This is a genomic window from Endozoicomonas sp. SESOKO1, assembly GCF_024606265.1.
In the GTDB taxonomy this organism is placed as follows: Bacteria; Pseudomonadota; Gammaproteobacteria; order Pseudomonadales; family Endozoicomonadaceae; genus Endozoicomonas.
Genome location: NZ_JAHHPP010000215.1, coordinates 1 through 6157 on the forward strand (window position 1 = coordinate 1; position 6157 = coordinate 6157).

Annotated in this window: 5 protein-coding genes; 2 read left to right on the forward strand and 3 right to left on the reverse strand. The window is 51.1% G+C overall.

Features of this window, described 5'->3' with window-relative positions; genetic code table 11:
- Positions 1-43 precede the first annotated feature (43 nt).
- Complete coding sequence (locus tag KDK13_RS09915) at positions 44-1444, reverse strand: MATE family efflux transporter (RefSeq protein WP_257284820.1); 1401 nt, start codon at positions 1442-1444, stop codon at positions 44-46.
- Positions 1445-1658: 214 nt separating this feature from the next.
- On the opposite strand from KDK13_RS09915, the gene mutM reads away from it, so the two are divergent.
- Entirely contained in the window at positions 1659-2474 is an 816-nt protein-coding gene (gene mutM / locus KDK13_RS09920; protein ID WP_257284821.1) for a bifunctional DNA-formamidopyrimidine glycosylase/DNA-(apurinic or apyrimidinic site) lyase, read from the forward strand.
- Positions 2475-2558: 84 nt separating this feature from the next.
- The gene (yciH, locus tag KDK13_RS09925) at positions 2559-2894 is read left to right on the forward strand and encodes a stress response translation initiation inhibitor YciH (RefSeq protein WP_257284822.1); all 336 of its coding nucleotides are present in this window, start codon (positions 2559-2561) and stop codon (positions 2892-2894) included.
- A gap of 3 nt (positions 2895-2897) precedes the next feature.
- Here yciH and KDK13_RS09930 read toward each other — a convergent pair whose 3' ends face one another.
- Complete coding sequence (locus tag KDK13_RS09930; RefSeq protein ID WP_257284823.1) at positions 2898-4589, reverse strand: hypothetical protein; 1692 nt, start codon at positions 4587-4589, stop codon at positions 2898-2900.
- Between the two features lie 278 nt (positions 4590-4867).
- A complete protein-coding gene (add, locus tag KDK13_RS09935) occupies positions 4868-5872 on the reverse strand; it encodes an adenosine deaminase (protein WP_257284824.1) in 1005 nt (334 codons plus the stop codon).
- Positions 5873-6157: the final 285 nt, after the last annotated feature.

A 6157-nucleotide genomic window follows, 5' to 3' on the forward strand; every position in this document is an offset into this window, starting at 1 on the left:
ATAATTTCCGTCAAGGTCTGCCGGTTTCATTTTCTATTAATGGTCAGGCGGCGGGCATTGACACGGAATCAGAAACCAACCTCCGATTCCGGCCAATAACGGCACGCAGGCGCAAGGTCAACAGGACAGCCGCCATCATCAATGCGGTCACCAGACCAATCCATAAGCCATGAGGCCCCATTGGCTCAACAATCCAATCGGTCAGTCCCAGAATATAGCCCAGGGGCAACGCCACGCCCCAGCAGGCAAACAGGATCATTGCCATGGGCACCCGGGTATCTTTATAGCCACGAAGTGCACCGTTGGCCGCAATCTGGATGCCATCTGCGTATTGGAACAGTGCCGCATAAACCAACAACTGTGCAGCCAGAATGGCGACCTCTGAATTCTGTGTATAGATCGAGGTCACCATACCTGGCAGGAACAGCATGACGGAAGCACTGACAGTGGCACTGACCAGTGTCGTCACAATACCCGCATAACTGGAGTAAGCGGCCTGTGCGGTTTTACCGGCACCCAGTGCCTGCCCGACGCGAATGGTAATCCCCATCGCCAGGCTCATTGGTATCATGAAGGTCAGTGAAGAAAAATTAAGGGCAATCTGATGCCCGGCAACCACGATGGCACCTAATTTCCCAATCAGCAGCGCCACCAACGAAAAGATACTGGCTTCAAAGAAAATGGCCAGGCCGATGGGTACCCCCAGCTTTAGATGGCTGGCAATAATGCCCAGGCTGGGCAACTCCCACTGGTCAAACAGGCCCATTTTACGGTGCTGCTGCCCCCGCATGGTGTAGCCCGCCATCATCAGGAACATCACCCAGAAACAAACGGCTGTCGCATAACCACAGCCAACGCCGCCAAGCTCCGGGAACCCGAACTTGCCATAAATCAGTACATAGTTCAGGGGAATATTCAGCCCCAGTGCAACGAAACTGAACACCATGCCGGGCTTGGTTTTCCCCATTCCCTCGCAGTAACAGGCCAGCGCCTGGAACAGGCAAATCGCCGGTACACCCCAGGCAAGCGCTTGTAGATACTCAAGGGTTTTATCCGCCATCTCAGGCCCAACCTGCAACCACTGAAGCACGACATCGGACTGGTAAATAAACCCCAGGGACAACAGGCTCATCAACAGGGCAATCCAAAGCCCCTGACGCACCTGACCGGCAATATCTCCGGTTTGACCTGCACCGTACAGGTGGGCAACCGTTGGTGTAATGGCCATTAAAATACCACGGATTAACAGGTAGACCGGCACCCAGATACTGGAGCCAAGGGCAATGGCCGCCAGATCCATCGCCGAGTATTGCCCGGCCATACTGGTGTCGACAAAGGTCATACCGGTGGTTGCCAGTTGGGCTCCCATAATAGGCCCGGCCAGATACAGTAATTCACGAAGCTCGCCACGGTAGCGGGCAAGGGTTGAAAGATTTGTTGTCATTTTTGCTCACAGAATCAACTCCCAACGCCATACAGACCCGGGGCGAAGGGTTGTATATTCTATCAATAAATCAAAAAAAGGTTAGATCAGATATTTCAGAAATTATGCGTGGTGTTTATCCTTATTTTCGCTGACAGCTGACGCTTTTATTAAAAATTGGGGTATGCTGCAGCCGTGGTGACAACTGTTTCGTGGGCAAGCGGGATCAACGACTATGCCGGAATTACCAGAAGTTGAAACGACCCGGCGAGGTATAGAGCCTCATATTGAAGGTCACACCATCCAGGAAATCATTGTCCGTGAACCCAGGCTCCGCTGGCCAGTGCCGGAGAATCTTAATCAGATACTCAGTGGCAAGACCATCAGACAGGTAAAAAGAAGAGCCAAATACCTGCTGCTGGACACCGGATCAGGTCACCTGATTCTGCATCTGGGCATGTCCGGCAGCCTACGGGTGGTTACCTCCGATACCCCTGTGGAAAAACACGACCATATTGATATTCTTCTGACCAATGGACAGCGGTTAAGGTACACGGACCCTCGCCGTTTCGGTGCTGTTCTCTGGTCTGAACGCCCTCTCCATGAACATCAGCTGCTCAAGTATTTGGGGCCTGAGCCTCTGGACAGTGAATTCACGGCTCAGCGGCTGTGGCAACTGTCCCGGGGCAAAAGCCAGTCAGTGAAGACGTTTATTATGGATAATAAAGTGGTGGTCGGTGTCGGTAATATTTATGCCAGTGAGGCGTTGTTCAAAGCCGGGATAAGACCTGACCGGGCCTGTGGGAAAATCTCACTTAACCGCTATCAACGACTGGTTGACGCCATCAAAGCAACGCTGGCCAAAGCGATTGAACAAGGCGGTACAACCCTGCGTGATTTTGTCGGGGGCGATGGCAAACCCGGTTACTTTAAACAGGAACTGGCCGTTTATGGCCGGGCGGGCCAGCCGTGCATCACCTGCGGCAAAGCCATTAAGGAGATAAAACTGGGGAACCGCAGCAGCTGTTATTGCGCTCACTGCCAGCGGTAATGAACGACAGTATGTGGTTCTTTACTGAAGGGAAGGTATGATTCGAGAGTTATAAAGATGGTTTTCTGAACCCGGAGGTCAGTAATGAGCAACTATCAACGCAGCCCGGAAAGTAAGTTGGTCTATTCCACCGATGCTGGTCGAATAAAGGAAGAAGCAGCCCAACCGGAAGTGGTGGGTGATGGTAACGTCCGTGTTCGCCCGGAGAAAAAAGGCAGAGGCGGTAAAGTGGTCACGGTCATCAGCGGGCTGCCGATGGCAGGCAATGAACTGAAAGCGTTTGCCAAACAGTTGAAGCAGCGCTGCGGCGGTGGCGGCGCGGTTAAAGATGGCAATATTGAACTGCAGGGCGACCACGTTGATATCATGGTTGAGCATCTGAAAAAAGCAGGTTTTGATGCCAAAAGGTCCGGTGGATAGTACTCACGGGCTGGCTACAGAGTGATAATCCGAATACTTTGACAGTACCGCGTGTATTAACTGCTTATGACTCTGACTGGGCTCAGATGGTCGGTAACTATTGATTTCAGAGACCAGCTTTTCCGGTATTGTCGTTATCAGCGAGTCAAAAGCGGCAGCTCCCGAGATCAGGCACTCCAGCTTTTGTTCATCGCCAATAGCCTTGAATGCCTCAATCGTTTCTGCCAGACGAACTTGTTCATCGGTTTTCTGACGGGCAAACATCTGAAGCAATGCCTCAGTTTCATGGGGTTTATTAACGACATTGAGCGTTTTTTTCAGGTGGGTTGGAGAGGTGAATATCGGGCCATATACATTGCTGAACTGCTGGTCAAAAACCTTATCTCCAGCATTTTCCTGAGTCTGGCATAACAGCTGTCCAACGTCTTTGAATTTATTCAGTACCGTTTTCTGTGTTAACAGTGTAGGGCCATCCAACAGCAGCTTGCGACACAGCAAGTTTAATAAATGGTATCGGCTATCATCCTGGTCAGGTGTCAGCTCTGTTAATAGCTGCCAGACTTCACCGGGCAACTTTTTATCAAATGCAGCCAGTTTGCCAATGGCCTTGTCGATGTTAATCAACGCCTCCAGGGAAAACTCTGGCTCGTCAGAGGATGAGACACTTTCCAGCAAGGCAATGGCCTCCTGACATATGTTACAGGCCTTGTCAGGGTTCATTGACAACAGTTCGCACTTCTGTCTGGCCAATAACAGCAAGGGACTGAGAGGCGCATAGTGGTGATATACCGATTCCACGTAACGGATGAGCGACTGGATGGTTCTTTTCTCTGGCTTCTGGCTGGCAGTATCGAGCGTTATTGCCAGCGCCTTGAGCTGCCTTGACTGTAAATCTTCCGCTGAGTATCCCTGCTTCTGCCGCTTATGATGTGTCAAAGGTGCAATGCCGGCAGGGTCAACCTTAACCGTGGATAGCGGCTTATCTGAGGCGCTGGCCTTAACTGGCAAAGATACGGGAACACAGGTTTTCGGTTCTTGCTGTAGCTCAGACGCTTCCCGTTCCAGGCGCTGACTCATCTGTTTCTGGAGTATCTGGGATGGCTTCAGGGGTTTGGTATATTTGGTGAGCCGACTTTTGGCATCCTTCAATACGCTCTCAACTTTTGCCAATTCATCGACTGCCGACTTTTGCAGTTGATCGACAGATTCTTCTTCTGATTTTTTCCGTGTGGATGCCAGCGTTTTTTCCAGTTTTTTCAGATTTTCCAGTGGTGGCATTAACCCCCGAATCATGAAAGCTGAGATTTCCGAGGAGTGTCGGTATAAAAAACGGTCATCCATCAAGAGGTTCTGGATTCTCTGGTTATAACAGGTCATCAGCTCATGAGCCTGTTTGTAGAGTTCTGACAGGCTTTTTTTGAGCTCAGTTTTGTCGCTGACAGAGCCAGCAAGCAGCGCATTGATATCAGAAAAAAGCTTCTGTTCTATGGCATTTGAGTCATCCTCCCAGGGATCAGCAGGATTCTGAGCAGGTTTCAGCCCCCCTTCAGCGGAAGGCTCTGCAACCACGTGCCCCTTGAGCTTACGGAGGTCGGTAATTTGCTCAGACGGAGCCTTACCCCCAGGTTGGAATGGGCCATTAATATCGAAAAGTAATTCACTGCTTGAATCTTTATTGATTTGCTCAGAATCCATGACCGGTATCCTTTCCTTGCCTGCAGGCGTTTAACCGCTGTTCACCACAAAATAGGCCGTTTTCTGGCCGTTGATATCACCTTCATACTGGTGGAAGTCATACTCTGCTTTTCGAGAGCCACTCATGACTGATTACTGATAATTACTCGGCAGAATAGCTGGATGCTGGATAACGGCTCGTCGGAAAGGAAAGTACCGGGGAGGTTTTGCAGGAGGTTTTGCATTGACTGTGAGTTCAGGTGTGCGTTCCCACGCAGACCGTGGGAACGAGATACCTCTCAGCTACGGTTCCGGGCCTTGACTTGCAAAGCGACTTTTTCTTCATCTGACAAAAAGGCAATACTCAGGCCATTTTCCTGTGCCTGGCGGATATCATCCTGTGTCAGCCCGGCAGCGGGGGCAGCAATCTCATATTCATGGGGCAGATCAATGCCCTCCACCGCCGGATCGTCCGTATTGATGGTGGCCAGAATGCCATGGTCCAGAAACTGCCTGAGTGGATGGCTCTGAATATCGGGGAAGGTATTGGTCTGGATATTGGAGGTCAGGCAGGACTCAATGCCGATCTTGTGTTCTGCCAGATAATCCATCAGCACAGGGTCATAGATGGCTTTTACGCCATGGCCGATCCGGGTCGCACCCAGTTCCCTGATGGCCTGCCACATACTTTCAGGGCCAGCCGCTTCTCCGGCATGAATGGTGATGTTCAGGCCTGCATCGCGAACCTGGCGAAAATGGTCAACAAACAGCGTTCCGGGTTTGCCCAGCTCATCACCGGCAAGATCAACCGCCACCAGCTTGTCTTTGAACGCAAGACAAGCATCCAGCTCTTTCTGACAGGCCTCCTGGCCAAAAGTACGGCTCAGAATGCCGATCAGGTTGGTAGCTACTCCGAAGTCACGACTACCGGCCGCAACGCCATCAATCACGGCTTCGACGACACCTTTGGGGTCAAGGTTATGGGTCATCGCCATATACCACGGGCTGAAGCGTAGCTCGGTATAATCAATGCGGGCATTCATGGCATCTTCGACATTTTCATAGGCTATCCGGCGGCAATCGTCGTAGTCAGCAATTACCTTAACGCCCCAGTCCAACTTGGTTAAAAAACTGACCAGGTCCGGTTCCTGGCTGATGACCCGGACATGGGGAATCAGGTCTGTCAGGTTGTCGGCCGGTAACTGGAGGTTGTTCTTCCTGCCCAGGTCCAGAATGGTTGCAGGTCGGATATTTCCATCCAGGTGGCGATGGAGATCGGTCAGTGGGATTGATGGTGAAATCATGGTGTTTTACTTATTTCTATGATCAAAAGGTGAATGGATTCTATGATACCTGATTTTTCAGATGAGGGAGCGCTCCAAAGGGGTCTTGGGTTGGGGAAAGCAAGCTGCCCGAAGGTCGGTTCGTAAAGGAACCGACCTACGCAGAGAGACCCTTTTATGGCTTTTTGCAACCGCCTCGTGGGAATAAGTCCATAAGACCAGTGCCCGAAATCATAATATTCCGGACATTTGACCAGATGTTAGCGATTAAACTGCTTGAAACGTCTGATCAGGCCGTTGGTTGTA